An 18,620-nucleotide genomic window follows, 5' to 3' on the forward strand; every position below is an offset into this window, starting at 1 on the left:
CAATCCTTCTTTTCCCTGTTTTTTTGTTTTATAATCTCAAACTAGCGGATATTTCCCTTTTTTTTGCTAACAAGTATGAATTCTCCATTAGAAAGCATTACTAATACTATCTAAAAGTCGAAAGAGATTGGGGCAATAACAATTGGATGTATTATACCGATCCATTATTATATTTCTGGCAGGGTACTTTGTACTAAGAGTGACAGGAAAAAAAGCGGTAGCCCAAATGCACAGCTTTGATTTGCTCTATATTCTCATTTTGGGAAACATTATTAGCCAGCCTTTACAAAAAGACCATGTGTGGATGGCAGTTCTCTACACAATCCTTCTAGCCATTTTTTATAAAATCTTCATGAGGCTGTCTCTGCATAACAAGCTGCGGTGGATTTTATATGAGAGTCCAACGGTTTTGATCCGCAATGGGGAGATTGACAGAAAAGGACTGAAAAAGGTACGGATGCCAATTGATGAACTGCTGGCCCAGCTTCGAATTAAAGGGTTTACCGAAACGAAAAACATTGCGATTGCCCTAATGGAGGATTCGGGAGAAATCAGTGTCATTCCAAAAGCCGACTACCGTCCCGTCAATCCGAAAGATTTAAAACTAAATGTAAGTCATGAATTTATCCCGATTCCTCTTATCATGGACGGGCAAGTGCTTGATCATAATTTAAAATACCTCCAGCATAACCGGGAGTGGCTCGATAAAAAAATAAGCCACAAAGGAGGCGCTATCGAAAACGTCCTCTTAGCTACCTATCAAAGCGATGGAAATCTTCATATTGATACGAAGAGCTCCAAGGAACATAAACATGATCCGTTTTATTATCAGCCCGGTGAGGATAATTAAAAAGTTACATAAAAAAACTTGCCAAAAAGCAGGCAAGTTTTCGAATATGAAGGTGCACATTTCGTTTCTATATTTAGCTTAAGCGGTTAATCGTCAAGAATGCACCTGTCGCTCCCCCGCCCAATAAAACAGCGGCCGCTAATACTCCGAACAGTTGAAGAGTGATGGTATCTCCTGCGGCTAATGGCACAATAACTTCACTGCTTAAGCTTGTAACAGCAGCCGTTGGAGTAATGACTGATCCAGGAATTGGAGTCGTCTCGTTCAGTAATAGTCGAGATGACGCAAGCAATGCTGCCGTTGTATTCACCTGATAAGCTATACGATAGCGTCCCGTTTCAGGCACTGTAAACGTTTCGCTGGCAGCATCTGCAGCAAATCCATCTAGATCCTGGTTATCCGGAAGCGGTACATTCGTTCCACCCAACACAATGGCAATTACACTTCCGGAAGTATTCGAAGCATACATAGAAGCAGCAGTAACATTTGCTCCCGTTGCTCCTGTCGCTCCTGGCAATCCGTCTGCTCCTGTTGCGCCTGTCGCTTCTGGTGCTCCGTCTGCTCCTGTTGCTCCTGTCGCTCCCGGTAATCCGTCTGCTCCTGGTGCTCCTGGTGCTCCTGGTGCTCCCGGTAATCCGTCTGCTCCCGTTGCGCCTGTCGCTCCCGGCAATCCGTCTGCTCCCGTTGCTCCGGTCGTTCCTGGCAATCCGTCTGCTCCTGTTGCGCCTGTCGCTCCTGGTGCTCCTGGCAATCCTGGCTCACCTGCTGGTCCCTGTGGTCCTGCTGGTCCTATACTTCCTGTTGCTCCTCTCGGTCAGAGGACCACCATTACTTCTTCTAGTTCACTATAAATTAATCGATGTGCTGTAACTAGCTGTCCAATTTCGTTTTTACCCCAGACGAATACAGCTGTATCTTCTTCTGCATCTCCGCCAATTGTAAAAACAAACTCAAACAAATCCAGATCTGCAAAATATTCTTTATTAACAATTTGATTGGGGTCAATCATCAGGAGTTCGCTTACATATAGCGTCCTGATTCCATCTAAGTTGTAAAAACCTTGCAGCAAAAACCTGCATTTTTATCCTATTTTGTTCTGTTACCTTAAATCTGCATCACCCGGGTAATTTCGGTATTAATTGATTTGCTTTACCGATGTTCTGTTCATATTTACAAATAAACATTACGCCTGCAGATTTCCTATTGATTGGCCAAAAAACGTGACCGAACAACATTCAGTTATGATGAAGCAAATAAGTTTGATTTTAGTAAAAAAATAGAAACATCTCACTAAAAGTATTAAGAATAAAACCGTTCACATCGGCGGATATACAGGAAAAAACCCGAAAATGCTGAGAGCATTTCCGGGTTTTATTTACCATTCAGGATGTTTAGTTTTTTTCTAACCCATAGATGATCAAATGAATGAGTGCGGGTAACAACTACACAGCCTGACTACCCTTCTTTTTCTGCTGCTCTACAAACAGCAAACCAAGTTCATGATGCTCTCCTTCATACGTAGCCCTCTGTGCATAGCGGATTTCACCATTTAATCCAATTATTTCAAGCTTACAGAGCGCTCTGTTTTTTTGAAGAGCTTCATAGAATTCATTTGTTGTTTTTACAAAAGCACCATTCACTTTTGTGATCGTTTCGCCTACTTTCAGTCCCATTTTCTCAGCTGGGGATTTAGGCAGGATTCCAAGAATCATTAAGCCTTTGTCTTTTTTTGAGAAAAAGAAAGCAGCGGATTGGTCGTTTATTTTTTGGCGAATGATCAAGAAAATCCGGCCTCCGATGGCGATGATCATAGCGGCAAATGCCAGAGGCAGCCACCATATGGATGCTCCTGCAATGAGTAAGGTGATCACTCCGAGCCATATGATCCGCTTTGCGGTCACCTGGATGCTTTCCTTCGGCAGGGACCCTCGAACCTCTTGATGGAATCCAATAAAAAACGGCACGATGAACAGTGAAAAGCTTTGTCCATTCATTTCGAATACAGGCCACCACGAAAATACAGAGGTTAATGTGCCTCCTGGAACGAATAGGATAAGCGGCAGCATCCAAAGGCGGTTCGCCAAATGTCTTCCAATTGGCAGCCCTCTGCTGCTTTTCAATATGGATGGAGATGTTCGAAGATGGCCTGAGCGGTACACCAACCACCCTTCAGCAATGAGCAGAATTCCTGTAAGGACAGCAAAAACAGCTGAATTCAGCTGATTGATCTCATTAAGGAAAGGCGGAAGGCTATTCTCTGCAAAAGTCATGAGAAGAACTGAGGCCGCAAATGCAAGTCCCATAATGAAGGCTGCAGAAAGCCATTGAAGTCTAAAAAAGGAGCTCAAGACGACGGTGGATGCCCCAATAAGAACAATCATTCCGATTGGAAGCGAAATCCCCGTCAAAATAACGGCTGCAGAAACAATCAGTCCTGCAAAAAGTCCCTTTGTATACGTGAAGATTAAGTCATCATAAATGACCTCTACCTTTGTATAAAAGGAGCTTCGTTCTTTTTTTATCCGAAAGTACCCTGCCAGCAGGGCATAGAGAACAAAATAATATGTAAGCGGGTGCTGCAGAAAATGCACGGCCCCTTCTAGCAGCTCCATGATCCAAGCCATTAAACCTTCACCATCCCGGCCGGAAAGGCTGAACAGATTGTTCAGCCCTGCTTCCAGCAGTATTCGACGCGTATATTCATCCTAGACGGATGTATCTATCATCCATTCTATCAAAAGATGCACGGATTGAATATCGGCCGGAACCGGTTTTAGGACGATTATTTAAGATTTCCCCATAAGGAAGAATTAGAAAGGGAGAAATCAAGCAGCGGTGCATCAATTTTAATATTGAGCGTTTCTTCAAGCAGCTGCATAGACCGTTTGATATCACTGAGACCCAGAGACAGCCTTTTATAATTGGATGTCAAGTAGGAAAAATATTCCTGGATAATCTCTTCATCAATTTCCTTCTTTTCCTTTACTTCCGTATAGTTGGCCAGATACATACAAAATAAGTGAAGCCATTTGGATGTTTTCGCATTAGAGACAAGCGATGGCTGTAACTGGCTCTTTAACTCTCCCATCAGCTTGCGGTATATTTGTTCTCTCATCACACTAGCCCTTTTCAATTGTAAACCCCCAATATAAAGTGTGTTGTAGAACAGTGTCTACTTTCATAGTAAATTTAAAAGAGATTAACAACAACTTCCTAAAGATTCATTTTTTATGGGAAATAGCAGAAGAAACCAGCTAAAAGGCATATCTAACTAGGAATTATTGGATTTATCACGATATTTGAGATTAAATTATTTCGTAAGTATGACGTTTTTTACGAATTTTACTTTAAATACAGGTCTTTGGAAGCCAAGCTCATCTTTCCTTCTGTTTTTTTAATCGAACCTGCTCTATGTAAAACCAATTTAAGAATCGTTTTGTAAGTCTTGTTTAATGGTTACCTATTCCTACTCATTCTATCTGATAACCCTCTTATTCGTGAACAAAAAAAAAAGAACAGACGCGGGTCTGCTCTTTTTTCTGCCTATTAAAACAAAACTTTCATGGCTGCCTGAAGCTGGCGATCTTCCTCTTTATTTAATCGCTTGCCTGCGGCTGTTTCATTAATCTTGGAGGAGGTTTTTTCATCCAGAATCCCTGAAGTCTTCATTCCATTTTTTTGCTGGAAAGCTTTAACGGCTTCCTTCGTCGAACTGCTGTAATATCCATCTGTTCGTCCGGGATCGTAACCAAGTGCTTTCAACAGCGCTTGAGCTGCTTTTACCTGCTCCCCGTTTGTATCGGGAGCGAGTGGTTTATCCGTTTGAATCGGAGCAGCGTAGTAATACTCAGGCTGTCTCACCTCAACCGTCGGTGTTACTCCTTTTTTATGAATCCAATTTCCATCAGGAGTGAGCCATTTGTATAGGGTTAATTTTATGTTGCTTCCATCACCCATCGGTACAGCCTGCTGAACGGTTCCTTTGCCGAAGGAGGTTTCCCCAACAATCGGATACCCGCTCGCCTCTTTTAATGCTCCAGCCAGAATTTCCGAGGCGGAAGCGCTGCCTTTATCGATGATGACGCTGACAGGATATGCCTTCTCTTCTTTCAGAGTAGAAAAATACTTTGTTTTTTCTCCGGTCCGTTCAGCAATCTGAATATATGGGTGCCCCTTTGTTACAAACTGCTTAAGGATGTCTTCCACACTTTGAAGATAACCTCCAGGGTTTCCCCGCACATCCAGGACCAGACCTTTTATATTTTGTTTTTCAAGCTCTTTTAAATTCTTCGTGAAATCCTCTGCAGTCTTTTCAGCAAAGGATGTGATCTCCATATAGCCAACTTTTTTGCCTTCATAGGTTTTCACTTCACTGAATACGGTTTGAACCGGAATGGTATCCCGCTTAACAGAGAAGGTAAGATTACCGCGAGTTCCAGGACGATTCACTTCAATAATGACATTCGTCCCTTTTTTACCGCGGATCTTGAGGACCGTTTCATTTAAGTCCAGGTTTTTAATGGAAGCTCCGTCAATACGGAGAATTTCATCATTTGGCTGAAGCCCGGCCTTTGCAGCAGGGGATCCTTTAAATGGAGAAACGATAATGATATGGTCATCCCGTTTTCCTACCTCTGCTCCGATCCCTTCAAAAGAAGAATCCAGAGAATCCGAAAACTGTTTCGCTGTATCCGGGTCCATATAAACAGAATAAGGATCCTCCAGCTTAGAAAGCATTCCCTGAATGGCGCCCTCCATTAATTCCTCATCATCAATTTTTTCCACATACTTAGATGAAATGAGCTCGTAAGCTTTCTTGATTTTGTCCATCCCTTGAGCGATTCTGGCACTATCGTTTGGAGCTGGTACAGCTGCTGCCGGGAGGGCATCCACCTGTTCAACGGCTGAAGGCCCGGTCTGCTTTTCCTTCTCCATAAGTTCAATTCCAGTATACATACTGCCTGCACCGACCATCATGGCACCTGCAAGCATAAGGGCCGTCATCTTCTGATTCATCAAGCTCCTCCTTTTGTCTGCCCTTAAACAAACGTTTGATTACAGCTTCGTATAAGGCTCCTACTAGTATATGCCGGGCTTGTACAAAACATGTAAATTTTGGGAGGTAGTAATCATGAGCTGATTTACAGAAATGACATAGTTGTTCGATTCAACACAATAATGTTCCGTGTCCGCAGCGCCTAAGTGTCTCGTTACTTCCAGAGCAGGCGCTCGCTTTCCACTTTTAAAATTAAGCTCTGTTAAACTTTGCTGTTGATTGCAGCTAGAAGGCGTTCGCTTTCCGCTAAAATCCACAGGTTTAAAAATCAAAAAATTAAAAAGAACGACCCGCGTCATTAGACGTTTGGGCCGTTCTTAGGGAGCTTCCTTTTTACGGAAGATATTTTCTCGGATTATCTGCACTGCCTTTACCGGTATATCCACCCGGATGCACCTCAAAGTGAAGGTGTGTTCCAGTAGATCCTCCAGTTGTACCCATGATTCCAATTTGCTGTCCCTGGCTGACAGATTGTCCGCTGTGAACACTGCTTGAATCCAGGTGAGCATAGATCGTCGTATAATTCTTACCATTGATTACGTGAGAAATAAATACGACATTTCCCCAGCTGCTTGAATAGCTTGAACGGATAACGGTACCGGATGCTGCTGCATGTACAGGAACATTTCCGTTGGCAATATCCACTCCGCCATGAAGCTTCTTCTGTCCAGTAATCGGGTGAACACGCATTCCGAACTCAGATGTATGAGCTCCGGATGCTGGCCAGATGAAAATGGCATTTCCGCTTGGTGCCGGTGCAGGGGCTGGTGAAGGTGCAGAATTTGAGCTGCTGTCAGAAGAACTGCCTGATGGACTGCTTTGACGAGCCTGCTCTGCTTTTTGCTCAGCTGCTCTTGCTGCCGCTTCTGCCGCTTCACGCTGGCGTTTTTCTTCTGCTGCTTTTGCACGCTGCATTTCCTGCTGGACTGCTGCTTCCTGTTCTTTTAAGAATGCAGACTGATCTTCAAGTTCATGCATATCATGCTCTGCTTCTTCATTATCTTTCATTACCTGCTGCATCACGGTATTTTTTTCTGCAGATTTTTTGTTAAGATCTTCTTTAATTGCTTCAAGATCTGTCAGTGCATTTTCTAGCTTTTGAAGTGTACTGTTTAGTTCCGCTTCTTTTTGCTCAAGTAGCTTTTTGTCGTCATCATGTGCTTTTAATATATCGTTGTCTGCTCCAATAATAGTAGATACAGCCCCGATTCTTGAAATAAAGTCACCAAAGTCCTGAGCCCCAAGAAGCACATCTAAATAGCTTCCCATACCGCCGCTCTCCTGTAATGCACGCGCACGGTCTCTTACAATATCGTTTCTTTCTTTAATTCTTTGCTTCACTTCTTCAATTTGCTTTTTAAGAGAATCGATTTCTACTTTTGCGTTATCAATATCTGCCTGCTTTTCGCGGATTTTTGCATTGGCTGCAGAAATCTCTGTATCCAGACGTTTAATTTCCTCGTTCAGCTTGGCTTCTTTTTCCTTTAATTCCGCAATTTGCTTTTGCTTGCTGGACAGGTCGGATTGAACACCGGATTGCTCATTTTGAATGTTTCTCTGTTTTTCTTGTAATGTTTCTGCCATTACTTGATTACTGCTCAGCGGAATCAGAACGCCGTTTACACTGACAATGGCAGCGACCCCAAAAGTTAAAAGCTTTCTTCTCACCTGTTTTTCCTCCCCTAATATATCTCTATGTAAGGCTGCGGAAGACTGGCTGGATCAGCCAGTCTAAACCCTTTCGCCTTAAACCCTTAAGAATTTTCTAATGGACATCAAACTTCCCCAAACCCCAATCAAGGCTCCAATCAGAAGCAGGATCAAGGATACCTGCCATACAAATGGATTGAATGGGAGAAGCTGAGCAAATGAATCAGCAACTTGAGGTGCAGCCCACGTGTACAGGCTGTTATAGGCAAAAATCAGAATGACAATCGGGATAATCGCACCAAAGGTTCCAAGCATGAGTCCCTCCATAAAAAATGGCCAGCGTATGAACCAGTTGGTTGCGCCTACGAGTTTCATAATTTCAATCTCGCGGCGGCGTGCAAAAATCGTAATCTTAATTGTATTTGAAATAAGGAACATCGCTGTGAATATCAGTCCGATAATCAGGGCAATTCCTATGTTTCTAGCTATATTTAAGCCTTTGAAAAGCTTCTTCACTTCTTCTTTTCCATAGTTCACTTTATAAGCACTATCAAATTTTTCAATTTGATTTGCTATTTTAGCCGTGTCTTGAGGTTCTTTTGCTTTTACAACGAATACATCACGGAGCGGGTTGTCCTGATCTCTCAGCTCCAGAGCCTCACCCTGTTCACCAAAGCCCTGCTGTATTTTATCAAGCTCTTTTTCTTTGGAAGAAAACTCGACGCTTGCTATATCAGATATTCCTTTAATATTGGTCTCAAGCTTAGACTGTTCCTCTTTGGAGGCTGTCTCATCCACCAGCACCTTAATAACAACGTCATTCTCAATGTTATTGGCAAAGTGGTTGAGGTTCATCATAATGACCAGGAAGGTTCCTACCAGAATCAAGGTAACGGCGACGGCGCTGACAGATGCAAAAGACATCCATGCGTTTCTGCCGAGGGATTTTAAGCTTTCGCGGAAGTGGCGGCCGAGAGTCTTAATCATAGATTCCATACTCCCCTCTGGCCTCATCACGAACAATCTTTCCATCTTCGACTGCAATGACCCGTTTTTTCATCGTGTTAACAATTTCTCTGTTGTGTGTTGCCATAACCACTGTCGTACCGCGGTTATTGATCTCTTCGAACACATTCATGATTTCCCAGGACGTATCAGGATCAAGGTTTCCGGTGGGCTCATCTGCAATGACCACGCCAGGGTTATTGACAATGGAGCGTGCGAGCGAAATCCGCTGCTGCTCTCCTCCTGATAGCTCGTCCGGAAAACTTCTCGCTTTATGTTTAAGCTGAACGAGATCCAGCACTTCCATTACACGTTTTTTTATGTTTTTATTGCTTTCGCCGATTACTTCCATTGCGAATGCAACATTTTCATATACTGTCAGCCGGGGCAGAAGCTTGAAGTCCTGAAAGACAACACCGATGCTTCTTCTTAAGTAGGGAACCTTGCTCTCTTTGAGCTTCCCAAGATTGACGCCGTTAATGACGATTTTCCCTGAGCTCGGTTTTTCTTCCCGGTACATCATTTTAATAAAGGTCGATTTACCGGCTCCGCTTGGTCCTACTACATAAACGAACTCACCCTGGTTAATCTTCACATCAATTCCGTTGATGGCGACTACACCATTTGGATAAGTTTTATATATCTTTTCCATTTCTATCATGCAAATCACCCAAAACTAGTTTTTTAGAATCATAAACGCGAATGCGATTTATGTAAGTAATTGTCGATTGTATAAACATAGTCCTATTACCAAATCTTTTCTCACAACGTCCATTATAACACCAACATTCGCCAAAAATAGACCATTTTATATTACATTTTCATTTCATGTCTGTAAAAGAAGTAATGTTTTACAATGGTTTAGGGTATATACAATTGCCTATCTGTCAAAATGTCTATGTCATTTTTTCGACATTTTCACACAAAAAAAAGACTCCTGAAGGAATCTTTTATTTTTTCTCTGATAGCCATTCTGCTACTTTCTTAGCATCTTCCCCTTCAAGTATCCCCCGGGGCATGCTGCCTTTACCGTTTTTAATGATTTGTTCAATTTCTGCCGCATCATGCTCCTCCCCGACACGGGTCAGGTTCGGGCCGGCTCCGCCTTTAAGGTCTACTCCATGGCAGCTGGCACAGTTTTGTTTAAAAAGCTGTTCTCCATCCATTGCTGAAGCTTCCTGTTTAGATGATGAATCTCCGCCGCCGCATGCGGTTAATGTAAGTGAAGCTGTGAATATAAGGGCAAATGCTTTTCTTTTCAAGGCAGGTGCCTCCCTAATAGAATGATAAAATTATTATAACCTAGTCAGGCCCGCTTGAAACCCTCGCCAAGAACCTCCGAAGCATCCATAACAACGACAAAGGCAGACGGGTCAATCCCTCTTACCAATTGTTTCAGTTTTGTGAATTCGGTCTGGTCTACGACACACATTAAGATCGGCTTCTCCATATCTGTATAGCCCCCAAAAGCAGAGACCTTCGTTACACCCCTGTCAATCGTCTGCAGAATTGCTTGTTTAACCTCATCTTCATGATTCGTAATGACCATCGCCATCTTGGATCGTCCCAAGCCGATTTGAACGATATCAATCGTTTTGCTCGTTACGTACAGACCAATTAAAGCATAAAGACCGCCTTCGATATCAAAGGCAAAAGTTGCAGCAAGCACGATCATTCCATCGATCATCGCAACACACGTCCCTAAGGTGAGGCCGGTATACTTATGAATAATTTGCGCTGCGAGATCCGTCCCGCCGGTGGATGCCTTCCCCCTAAATACTAATCCAAGGCCAAGCCCCACTCCAATTCCGCCAAATAAGGCTCCCAAAAGCGGATCCATTGTGACAGGGTCCGCGTCCTTTGTGAGGAAAACGACAAAGGGCAGAAATAAGGTCCCAATCAGTGTTTTAAAACCAAATTGACGCCCAAGCAGGATGACACCTGCAACAAACAAAGGGATATTAAAAGCCCATTGCACGTATGCGGGCTCCAGGCCAAAAGCGTCATTCAATATTGTGCTGATTCCGCTGACTCCCCCGGAAGCGACCCGGTTCGGAAGCAGAAAAAGATTAAAAGCAAGCGCCACAATAGCAGAGCCTGCGAGAATATAGACATATTCCAGAATTTTTGCAACGACTGGTTCCTGAGTAAACGACTGCTTCCGCTGTTTCATCTTAATAGTCCCTCCAATGGAATACTTAACCAGACAAGAGTATAGCACCGGAATCCGGCGGTGTAAATGAAGGTAAAATAACGTGGTAAAGGGGTAAAGTGCCAGAGTAGTTTTTCCATGATGCGGTGTGATTATGCTCGTTTTGGAAGGGCAATTGGGGGCAGAGGAATTCCCGCTGATGAGGAATTTGTTCCGGTTAAGCGGATTCTGCCCCTCATGCACCGGGATTCTTTTTTCACGCAATTGATCAATTGACCAACCATTTATCCACTGCAATTGATTAAAATGACCGTCCACTCTCTGTAAACAACAAAAAACCGGCATCAGCCGGCTTGTCCATAATTTTTTCATATATTTTTCGGAGCTTTTCCTCTTAAACAGGCTAGAAGGGTGAAAACTGCCATGATGAGCATTCCCGTGTCAACGCAAAGGAATCCAATTCCCATTGCCCATTCTGAATCGCGAAAGCAGCGATAGACAATCACACTGAATAAGACTGAACCGCTCAAAGCTATAAAGGCAAGCCCCCATAAATAAATCGTTTTTTTAGCCCATAGCATGAAGATGGCTCCGCCTGTACCGAATGCAATGGCTAAAGCATCGTATGACTGCTCAGGGATATCAGCCAGGAATATCCCCCCTGCTCCATATAAAAAACCAAAAAACAACAAAATCGACAAGATTGCTTTCATTACAGTTTTCATCCGCTTCACCTCCCACAGCCCAGTTTTTACTCTTTTACCCGGTGTACACTCGTAAAAAAACATGTAAATTGTTTACATCCGGTTATCCCGTTCTGGTTTCTGAGCGAATCGTTCCTTTAGCAGGGCTATCACAATGAGTGCAGCTCCTATTGCGACGAGTCCGACAATTCCTCCGAGAGCCCATTCACCCTGCCTGAATGCTTCAATTGAACCAAGTCCCCCTCCTGAGGCAATGCTCGCGGTAAAAAAACCTCCTCCCCAATCCCCTGCTGTGCCATCACTCCATGTCATAAGAATAAATCCTAAACTGCCAAGAACCACCGAAATACAGTACACAAACATTTCCCAGCTGTCTGCCTGAAACATGGCAGCAAACGCGGCTATTCCTATTATTCCGCATAAAATTCCAATCAATGGTTTTTCTAAACATCCTAAACAGCCCATCTTCTTCCCCCTGCCATACAAAATCCCCGATTTAATTCCCTTTATTTTACTTACCCAAACAAAAAAGCACCCGGAATTATCCAGGTGCCAACATGCTTATAGCTTCGATCTCAAATATGAATCAATAAACGGATCAAGCTCTCCGTCCATAACTGCATGGACGTTGCCAATTTCCGTGCTTGTTCTGTGGTCTTTTACCATGGAATACGGGTGGAAGACGTAGGAACGGATTTGGCTTCCCCAGCCGATATCTTTTTGCTCTCCGCGAATTTCAGCAAGCTGTGCTTCCTGCTCTTCAATTTTCTTTTGATAGAGCTTAGCTTTCAGCATTTTCATTGCATGCTCGCGGTTTTTGATTTGGGAACGCTCGGTTTGGCATGATACAACGACGTTGGTCGGAAGATGGGTAATCCGGACGGCTGAGTCTGTCGTATTGATATGCTGTCCACCGGCTCCACTCGCGCGGTACGTATCTACCTTTAGGTCCTCTGTGCGGATTTCAATTTCAATTTCTTCATTGAATTCCGGCATAATTTCACAGGACACAAATGACGTGTGACGGCGTCCTGAGGAGTCAAATGGTGAAATACGGACGAGGCGGTGAACCCCTTTTTCGGCTTTTAAGTATCCGTAAGCGTTGTGCCCTTTGATTAAGAGAGTAACGGATTTAATTCCGGCTTCATCACCAGGAAGGTAATCAAGCGTCTCAACCTTGAAGCCTCTCTTCTCTGCCCAGCGTGTATACATGCGAAGAAGCATAGAGCCCCAGTCCTGAGACTCCGTTCCGCCGGCTCCGGGATGAAGTTCAAGAATCGCATTGCTCTTATCATATGGCTCGCTAAGCAGCAATTGAAGTTCAAAATCATTCATTTTTCCAGTGAGTTCCTTCAGTTCAGAAGCAAGCTCACTTTGAAGGTCATCATCCGGTTCCTCTTTTAAAAGCTCAAGCGTAATGGTCAGGTTCTCGTATGATTCACTCATATCCTGAAACTGATTTACGACATCCTTTAAACCGTTCGCTTCATTAATAACCACTTGTGCGGCATTTTGGTCGTTCCAGAATGCCGGATGAGCCATTTCCTCATCTAGCTCCTGAATGCGCGCTTCCTTTGAATCGAGGTCAAAGAGACCCCCTAAAAGCCGCTAATCTCTTAGCTGTTTTATCTAATTCCTGACGAATTTCTACTAAATCCATTTCAGTCACCTCGGTAAGTTTTTAAGCTACTGTTAAACATAAACCACAGGGGTCGAAAAGTCCAGTAAGGCCTGAAAAACAGCCATCTGGAACAGTATCTAATAAGAGCATTCCCTTAAAAAAGAAATCACTCTCTCTTCATACTCCTGCTTATTTAATCTATATGCTTCGATGTGGCCTCCCATTTCCGGCTGCCACAAATCTATTCCGTCATTAGCAAGCTTCATTCTCTCGCTTTCCGTACAAGAGATTGCCGGATCATTTTTCGCGTGGATAATCATCATTTTCTTATTCCTCGTCTCTCTCACGACCTCGATCGGTTTAACAAGATGAGGCTTAAAGCCAAGGAAATTAAGCTTTGTTACATAAGAAGAAACTCTTCCGATAAAACGCGGCAGCTTTGTCCAATATTGAAAGGAATCCAAAACATAGGAATCAAGACTTGCAAATGGACTGTCCGCAATAATCCCTTTCACATCCTCATTCATACAGCCTGCAAGAAGGGAGGTACTCGCCCCCATTGACCAGCCGATTAAGACGATGTGATCCATGTTTTTCTCTGCCTTTACAAATTCAATCGCTCCATTTAAATCAAGCTGTTCCTTCAAAGCAATTGTCGTTTCATTCCCATCAGATTCCCCGGCATTTCTGAAGTCATACATTAATACGTTGTAACCCTGGGACTGAAATACTTTTACGAGATCAAAAATCGGAAATGGCATATTATAACGGTTAAGGCCGTAAGCATGCGAAAACACCACGACCTTTTTGCTATTCCCTGCTGGCATCCACCAGCCCTTTAAAGATAACCCATCTGAGCTTGAAAACTGAACCTCTTCCGTTCGAATTCCGTAATTCTCAGGATGCTTTTTCAGTGCAATTTTCGGAGGATGCATCGCTCTCCAAATAATATATGAACTCAATCCATAAAACGCGTTCGCTGCAACGATTCCTAAACCCGATCCCACAAAGGCCGCTTTTCTCCAGCGGTTTTGCCTTTGTCTCACCGGGAGTACTGCATGCTGTTCCACTTTCACATTATCCTTTCTACTATCGTTTACACGTTTATATCGCCAAAATCTATTAATTTTATAGGGTCATTGTAAATTTTTCGTAAAGAACATTAGTATACAACATGATTATGGATTTTGCCAATTTTCGACACAGATGGTGAGTTTGTCTGACTATTTTGTCTGACAAAACCTGTTTCCGGCCGTTCGTCTGACTATTTTGTCTGACAAAACCCTGTTTCGACCGTTTGTCTGACTATTTTGTCTGACAAACCACAGTTCCACCCGTTCTTCTGACTATTTCGTCTGACAAACCCTGGTTCCGACCGTTCTTCTGACTATTTTGTCTGACAAAACCCGGTTCCGACTGTTCGTCTGACTATTTTGTCTGACAAACCACAGTTCCACCCGTTCTTCAGACAATTTCGTCTGACAAACCCTAGTTCGACCATACTTCTCACAATCCATAATCTCAGTCTTTCGTCTGAAAACTTTAGCAGCCCAAACAAAAAAACAGGACCTATTCCGAAGAATAGGTCCTGGCTGATACTATTTATTTCCCGCAGCAATTCTTATACTTTTTTCCGCTGCCGCATTCACACATTTCATTGCGGCCGATTTCAACGACTTTGCGGGTTGGTTTTTTCTTTGGGGCTTCGTCGCCTTCTTTAGGATGAACGGCAGTTTGGCCTTTAGCCACTTCTTCACGTTCAAGGTTGTTGCGGATTTCTGCTTTCATAACATATTTAGCGACGTCCTCTTCAATAGACGCGATCATCGCTTCGAACATAGCGAAACCTTCCATTTGATACTCGCGGAGAGGATCATTTTGACCGTAGGCACGAAGATGGATTCCCTGACGCAGGTGATCCATTGCATCGATATGATCCATCCATTTGGAATCAACCGCACGAAGAACGATAACTTTTTCAAACTCACGCATTTGCTCAAGTCCGAACGCTTCTTCCTTCATATCGTACTTCGCTTTGATCTTAGCGAGGATGACTTCTTCAATTTCTTCCGTATCCTTGCCGCGGATCTCGTTCAGTTCGAGTGCGCCTTCATCTAAATAAGTGGCATTTATGAATTCGACGAGTCCTTCGAAATCCCACTCTTCCTCCACTACCTCTTTCGGAGTATAAAGGGCAACCGTACGCTCGATTGTGGATTTGATCATCTCTTCTACAATGCCGCGAAGATTTTCGGAATCGAGCACATCAAAACGCTGTTTGTAGATGACTTCACGCTGCTGGCGCAGAACGTCATCATATTGAAGAAGCTGTTTACGGGCATCGAAGTTGTTGCCCTCAACACGTTTTTGTGCAGATTCGACTGCACGTGAAACCATTTTACTTTGGATTGGCTGAGTATCATCCATTCCAAGACGGTCCATCATGTTCATCATATTTTCAGAACCGAAACGGCGCATTAGTTCATCTTCCATGGAAAGATAGAATTGGGTAATACCAGGATCTCCCTGACGTCCGGAACGTCCGCGGAGCTGGTTATCAATCCGTCGTGATTCATGGCGTTCGGTGCCGACTACGGCTAATCCGCCAAGCTCTCTGACACCTTCACCAAGCTTAATATCGGTACCCCGTCCTGCCATATTTGTCGCAATGGTTACCGCGCCTTTTTGCCCGGCAAGCTCAATAATTTCCGCTTCGCTGGCATGGTTTTTCGCATTCAGGACACTGTGCGGCACGCCTTTTTTCTTCAAATGCTGGGAAATAAGCTCTGACGTTTCAACCGCCACAGTTCCGACAAGAACCGGCTGGCCAACAGCATGGCGCTGTGCCACTTCTTCCACAACAGCCAGGAATTTCCCTTGCATGGAGCGGTAAACAAGATCCGCACGGTCATCACGGACGATGTCGCGGTTTGTTGGAATCGCGACAACGTGCATGTTGTAAATGTTGCGGAACTCTTCTTCCTCCGTCTTCGCTGTACCTGTCATACCGGCAAGCTTTTTATACATACGGAAATAGTTTTGGAAGGTAATCGTTGCAAGCGTCATGCTTTCATTTTGAATATCAAGGCCTTCTTTTGCCTCAATCGCCTGATGAAGGCCCTCGCTGTAGCGGCGGCCCTTCATTAAACGCCCGGTAAAGGAGTCAACGATGACAACCTCACCATCCTGTACCACATAATCAACATCGTTTTGCATAACAACCTGGGCTTTCAGTGCCTGGTTAATATGGTGGTTCAGCGTAACATGGGAAATATCAAACAGATTTTCAATGCCAAACGCACGTTCAGCCTTTGTAATCCCATCCTCTGTAAGCTGTACACCCTTCGTTTTGATATCAAACGTATAATCATCTTCCAGCTTCAGCATGCGGACAAATGCATTAGCCTGCATGTAAAGCTTTGTTGATTTGGCAGCCTGTCCTGAGATAATCAACGGAGTACGCGCTTCATCGACGAGAATGGAGTCGACCTCATCAATGATGGCATAGTTAAGCGGGCGCTGAACCATCTCTTCTTTATAAAGGACCATGTTGTCGCGCAAATAGTCAAAACCAAGCTCATTATTCGTTGAGTACGTAATATCAGCAGCATATGCTGCACGTTTCTCATCTTTCGTAAGCTGATTTAGGTTCAAGCCAACGGTCAGACCTAAAAATTCATAGATTCTTCCCATTTCGACGGCGTCACGGCTAGCCAGGTATTCATTGACTGTCACGATATGCACGCCTTCTCCTGATAACGCGTTTAAATAAACCGGCATGGTGGAAGTAAGTGTTTTACCTTCCCCGGTTTTCATTTCAGATATATTTCCTTCATGAAGGGCAATCCCCCCCATGAGCTGAACTTTAAATGGATACATGCCAGTTACGCGGCGTGAAGCCTCGCGAACGACAGCAAATGCTTCATTAAGGAGGCTGTCTAGCTTTTCTCCTTTTTCAATACGTTGCTTAAATTCAATTGTTTTAGCCTGAAGAGCCTCATCTGTGAGCTGTTCCATCTGAGTACCCAGCGCATCTATTTCATTCGCTATTTTTTCGTAGCGGTTCACTGTGCGTTTATTTGGATCGAACACTTTATTCAAGATTCCAAGCATATAAAAACGCTCCTCTGCTGTTAAATATCTAACCGTTCTTTTACAAATTTTGAAAACACATAGAACTATCGTTAATTCTAACACTATTCAAGGCTGTGGACAACATTATCCGGGGGCATCAGTAAAGAATTGGAAGAGTAAAACGCTTCATTTTTTCTGCAGGAAAAAAAAAACTGCCGGCTCTGCATAAAGCCGGCAGTCGTTCTTATAAATTATCCCTTACAATCGGCATGCTCATACAGCGCGGGCCGCCCCTGCCACGGGAAAGCTCGGAGCTTGGAATATCGATCACATCAATTCCATGCTCCCGCATAATCCGGTTAGACACATAGTTCCGGTTATAGGTCACCACAACACCGGGAGCGATTGCAAGCGTATTTGACCCATCATTCCACTGCTCTCTTGCTGCAACAATTGCGTCACCCCCGCCGCATGGAATGAGTGTGACATCGTTCAAATGAAGAACTTCCTTTAACGTTTCAATTAAATTAGTCCGGGTGGAAATAGCTACCCTGTTCGGATCTTCATCATGCTTTTCCAGAATGTAAATGTTCATTTCACCCGCCGGCCCCTGAATCGCAGGATGAATCGTAAATTTATCATAATCCACCATTGTAAAGACCGTATCCAGATGCATGAATGCCCGGGATTTTGGAATTTCGATTGCAACTACCTTTTTCACCTGATCCTGTTTTTGGAACAAATTTACTGCTAACCGTTCAATTCCGCGTGCAGATGTTCTCGCACTAACTCCGATTGCAATCGTGTCTTTGCTTAATACCAGCTCATCTCCGCCTTCTACCGGAAAATCATAGTCCCGATTCAGCCATACCGGAATTTCCTTCGATGCGAAGCGGGGATGATAGCGGATAATATATTCCATAAACAAGGACTCCCGTCTTCTTGCTCCTTCATGCATACGATTGATTGTCAATCCGTTTCCGATGACTGCTGCCGGGTCTCTTGTAAAATACAGATTTGGCATGGGATCCAAGTAGAACGGATACTGGTCCGTCATAAATTCATATAAATGGCGTTTCCGTCCCTGATCAATTTCAGATGTCCGAACTCCTGACATGATTTTAGAAATTAGCTGCCCGCCAGGTAAATCAAGAAGAAACTCTTTTAAGCTTTCACTTGCACCATTAATATTCGACTTACTCTCTTTTAATAGCTGATCAACAAAATCTTCTTTTGCATTTCCAAAATGAAGAGCTTCTTCTGCAAGCTTTTCCAGATAGAGAACCTCCACTCCTTGATCTTTAAGGGTTTCAGCGAAAATATCATGCTCTTCCTGAATAACAGGCAAATAAGGAATATCATCAAACAGCAATTTATGTAAGAGCTCCGGTGTTAAATTCTCCACTTCTCTTCCGGGCCGGTGAAGCATCACCGTTCTTAGTGTTCCGATCTCTGAAGTTACATTGAGCGTATCCGTACCGGCTGCATTCAGCATTTTACTCATCATG

17 protein-coding genes are annotated in these 18,620 nt (G+C 43.7%); 1 reads left to right on the forward strand and 16 read right to left on the reverse strand.

The features are described 5' to 3' along the window. Window positions 1–142: 142 nt before the first annotated feature. Window positions 143–850 (forward strand): DUF421 domain-containing protein, encoded by a 708-nt coding sequence (locus WCV65_RS18470; RefSeq protein ID WP_338778516.1) that lies wholly within the window; start codon window positions 143–145, stop codon window positions 848–850. A 73-nt stretch (window positions 851–923) separates the two neighbouring features. On the opposite strand, the gene WCV65_RS18475 is transcribed toward WCV65_RS18470, so the two are convergent. The 16 genes from WCV65_RS18475 to arcA form a co-directional block, all read right to left on the reverse strand. Next, a complete protein-coding gene (locus WCV65_RS18475) occupies window positions 924–1,601 on the reverse strand; it encodes a hypothetical protein (RefSeq protein ID WP_338778517.1) in 678 nt (225 codons plus the stop codon). A 63-nt stretch (window positions 1,602–1,664) separates the two neighbouring features. Continuing rightward, window positions 1,665–1,919, reverse strand: coding sequence for a hypothetical protein (locus WCV65_RS18480; protein ID WP_338778518.1), 255 nt, complete (start codon window positions 1,917–1,919; stop codon window positions 1,665–1,667). 373 nt (window positions 1,920–2,292) lie between these two features. After that, window positions 2,293–3,474, reverse strand: coding sequence for a PDZ domain-containing protein (locus WCV65_RS18485; RefSeq protein ID WP_338778519.1), 1,182 nt, complete (start codon window positions 3,472–3,474; stop codon window positions 2,293–2,295). Window positions 3,475–3,632: 158 nt separating this feature from the next. After that, window positions 3,633–3,983: a swarming motility protein SwrAA gene (locus WCV65_RS18490; RefSeq protein ID WP_338778521.1), complete on the reverse strand. Its 351-nt coding sequence runs from the start codon at window positions 3,981–3,983 to the stop codon at window positions 3,633–3,635. A 413-nt stretch (window positions 3,984–4,396) separates the two neighbouring features. Beyond that, window positions 4,397–5,866: a S41 family peptidase gene (locus WCV65_RS18495; RefSeq protein WP_338778523.1), complete on the reverse strand. Its 1,470-nt coding sequence runs from the start codon at window positions 5,864–5,866 to the stop codon at window positions 4,397–4,399. Window positions 5,867–6,239: 373 nt separating this feature from the next. Beyond that, window positions 6,240–7,574, reverse strand: coding sequence for a peptidoglycan DD-metalloendopeptidase family protein (locus tag WCV65_RS18500; protein WP_338778525.1), 1,335 nt, complete (start codon window positions 7,572–7,574; stop codon window positions 6,240–6,242). Between the two features lie 78 nt (window positions 7,575–7,652). After that, window positions 7,653–8,543 carry a permease-like cell division protein FtsX gene (gene ftsX / locus WCV65_RS18505; protein ID WP_338778527.1) on the reverse strand — a complete coding sequence of 297 codons (891 nt, stop codon included), beginning with the start codon at window positions 8,541–8,543 and terminating at the stop codon, window positions 7,653–7,655. After that, window positions 8,536–9,222 carry a cell division ATP-binding protein FtsE gene (gene ftsE, locus WCV65_RS18510; RefSeq protein ID WP_035404725.1) on the reverse strand — a complete coding sequence of 229 codons (687 nt, stop codon included), beginning with the start codon at window positions 9,220–9,222 and terminating at the stop codon, window positions 8,536–8,538. Before ftsE ends, ftsX begins: the two co-directional genes overlap by 8 nt. Before the next feature lie 289 nt (window positions 9,223–9,511). Further along, complete coding sequence (gene cccB, locus WCV65_RS18515) at window positions 9,512–9,823, reverse strand: cytochrome c551 (RefSeq protein ID WP_338778528.1); 312 nt, start codon at window positions 9,821–9,823, stop codon at window positions 9,512–9,514. Between the two features lie 44 nt (window positions 9,824–9,867). Next, window positions 9,868–10,734: a YitT family protein gene (locus WCV65_RS18520; protein ID WP_338778529.1), complete on the reverse strand. Its 867-nt coding sequence runs from the start codon at window positions 10,732–10,734 to the stop codon at window positions 9,868–9,870. 347 nt (window positions 10,735–11,081) lie between these two features. Then, window positions 11,082–11,438 (reverse strand): hypothetical protein, encoded by a 357-nt coding sequence (locus WCV65_RS18525; protein WP_035404732.1) that lies wholly within the window; start codon window positions 11,436–11,438, stop codon window positions 11,082–11,084. 72 nt (window positions 11,439–11,510) lie between these two features. Further along, a complete protein-coding gene (locus tag WCV65_RS18530; protein ID WP_338778531.1) occupies window positions 11,511–11,882 on the reverse strand; it encodes a hypothetical protein in 372 nt (123 codons plus the stop codon). A 96-nt stretch (window positions 11,883–11,978) separates the two neighbouring features. Continuing rightward, a protein-coding gene (prfB, locus tag WCV65_RS18535) for a peptide chain release factor 2 (RefSeq protein ID WP_231889916.1) occupies window positions 11,979–13,077 on the reverse strand; the annotation gives its coding sequence in 2 pieces (ribosomal slippage) (window positions 11,979–13,013 and window positions 13,015–13,077; 1,098 coding nt in all). 98 nt (window positions 13,078–13,175) lie between these two features. Next, on the reverse strand, window positions 13,176–14,108 hold the full coding sequence (locus tag WCV65_RS18540; protein ID WP_338778533.1) for an alpha/beta fold hydrolase: 933 nt from the start codon (window positions 14,106–14,108) through the stop codon (window positions 13,176–13,178). A gap of 532 nt (window positions 14,109–14,640) precedes the next feature. Then, window positions 14,641–17,151, reverse strand: a complete 2,511-nt coding sequence (gene secA, locus WCV65_RS18545) for a preprotein translocase subunit SecA (RefSeq protein ID WP_338778534.1) — start codon at window positions 17,149–17,151, stop codon at window positions 14,641–14,643. A 205-nt stretch (window positions 17,152–17,356) separates the two neighbouring features. Continuing rightward, window positions 17,357–18,607: an arginine deiminase gene (gene arcA, locus WCV65_RS18550; protein WP_338782362.1), complete on the reverse strand. Its 1,251-nt coding sequence runs from the start codon at window positions 18,605–18,607 to the stop codon at window positions 17,357–17,359. Window positions 18,608–18,620 lie beyond the last annotated feature (13 nt).

Source organism: Metabacillus sp. FJAT-52054 (assembly GCF_037201815.1).
Taxonomy (GTDB): domain Bacteria; phylum Bacillota; class Bacilli; order Bacillales; family Bacillaceae; genus Metabacillus_B; species Metabacillus_B sediminis.

Coding starts and splice junctions, on each gene's coding strand:
- WCV65_RS18530 (WP_338778531.1), bottom strand. CDS start 11,882: ATGGGCTGTTTAGGATGTTTAGAAAAACCATTGATTGGAATTTTATGC.
- arcA (WP_338782362.1), bottom strand. CDS start 18,607: ATGCTGAATGCAGCCGGTACGGATACGCTCAATGTAACTTCAGAGATC.
- secA (WP_338778534.1), bottom strand. CDS start 17,151: ATGCTTGGAATCTTGAATAAAGTGTTCGATCCAAATAAACGCACAGTG.
- ftsE (WP_035404725.1), bottom strand. CDS start 9,222: ATGATAGAAATGGAAAAGATATATAAAACTTATCCAAATGGTGTAGTC.
- WCV65_RS18495 (WP_338778523.1), bottom strand. CDS start 5,866: ATGAATCAGAAGATGACGGCCCTTATGCTTGCAGGTGCCATGATGGTC.
- WCV65_RS18525 (WP_035404732.1), bottom strand. CDS start 11,438: ATGAAAACTGTAATGAAAGCAATCTTGTCGATTTTGTTGTTTTTTGGT.
- WCV65_RS18485 (WP_338778519.1), bottom strand. CDS start 3,474: ATGGCTTGGATCATGGAGCTGCTAGAAGGGGCCGTGCATTTTCTGCAG.
- WCV65_RS18520 (WP_338778529.1), bottom strand. CDS start 10,734: ATGAAACAGCGGAAGCAGTCGTTTACTCAGGAACCAGTCGTTGCAAAA.
- ftsX (WP_338778527.1), bottom strand. CDS start 8,543: ATGATTAAGACTCTCGGCCGCCACTTCCGCGAAAGCTTAAAATCCCTC.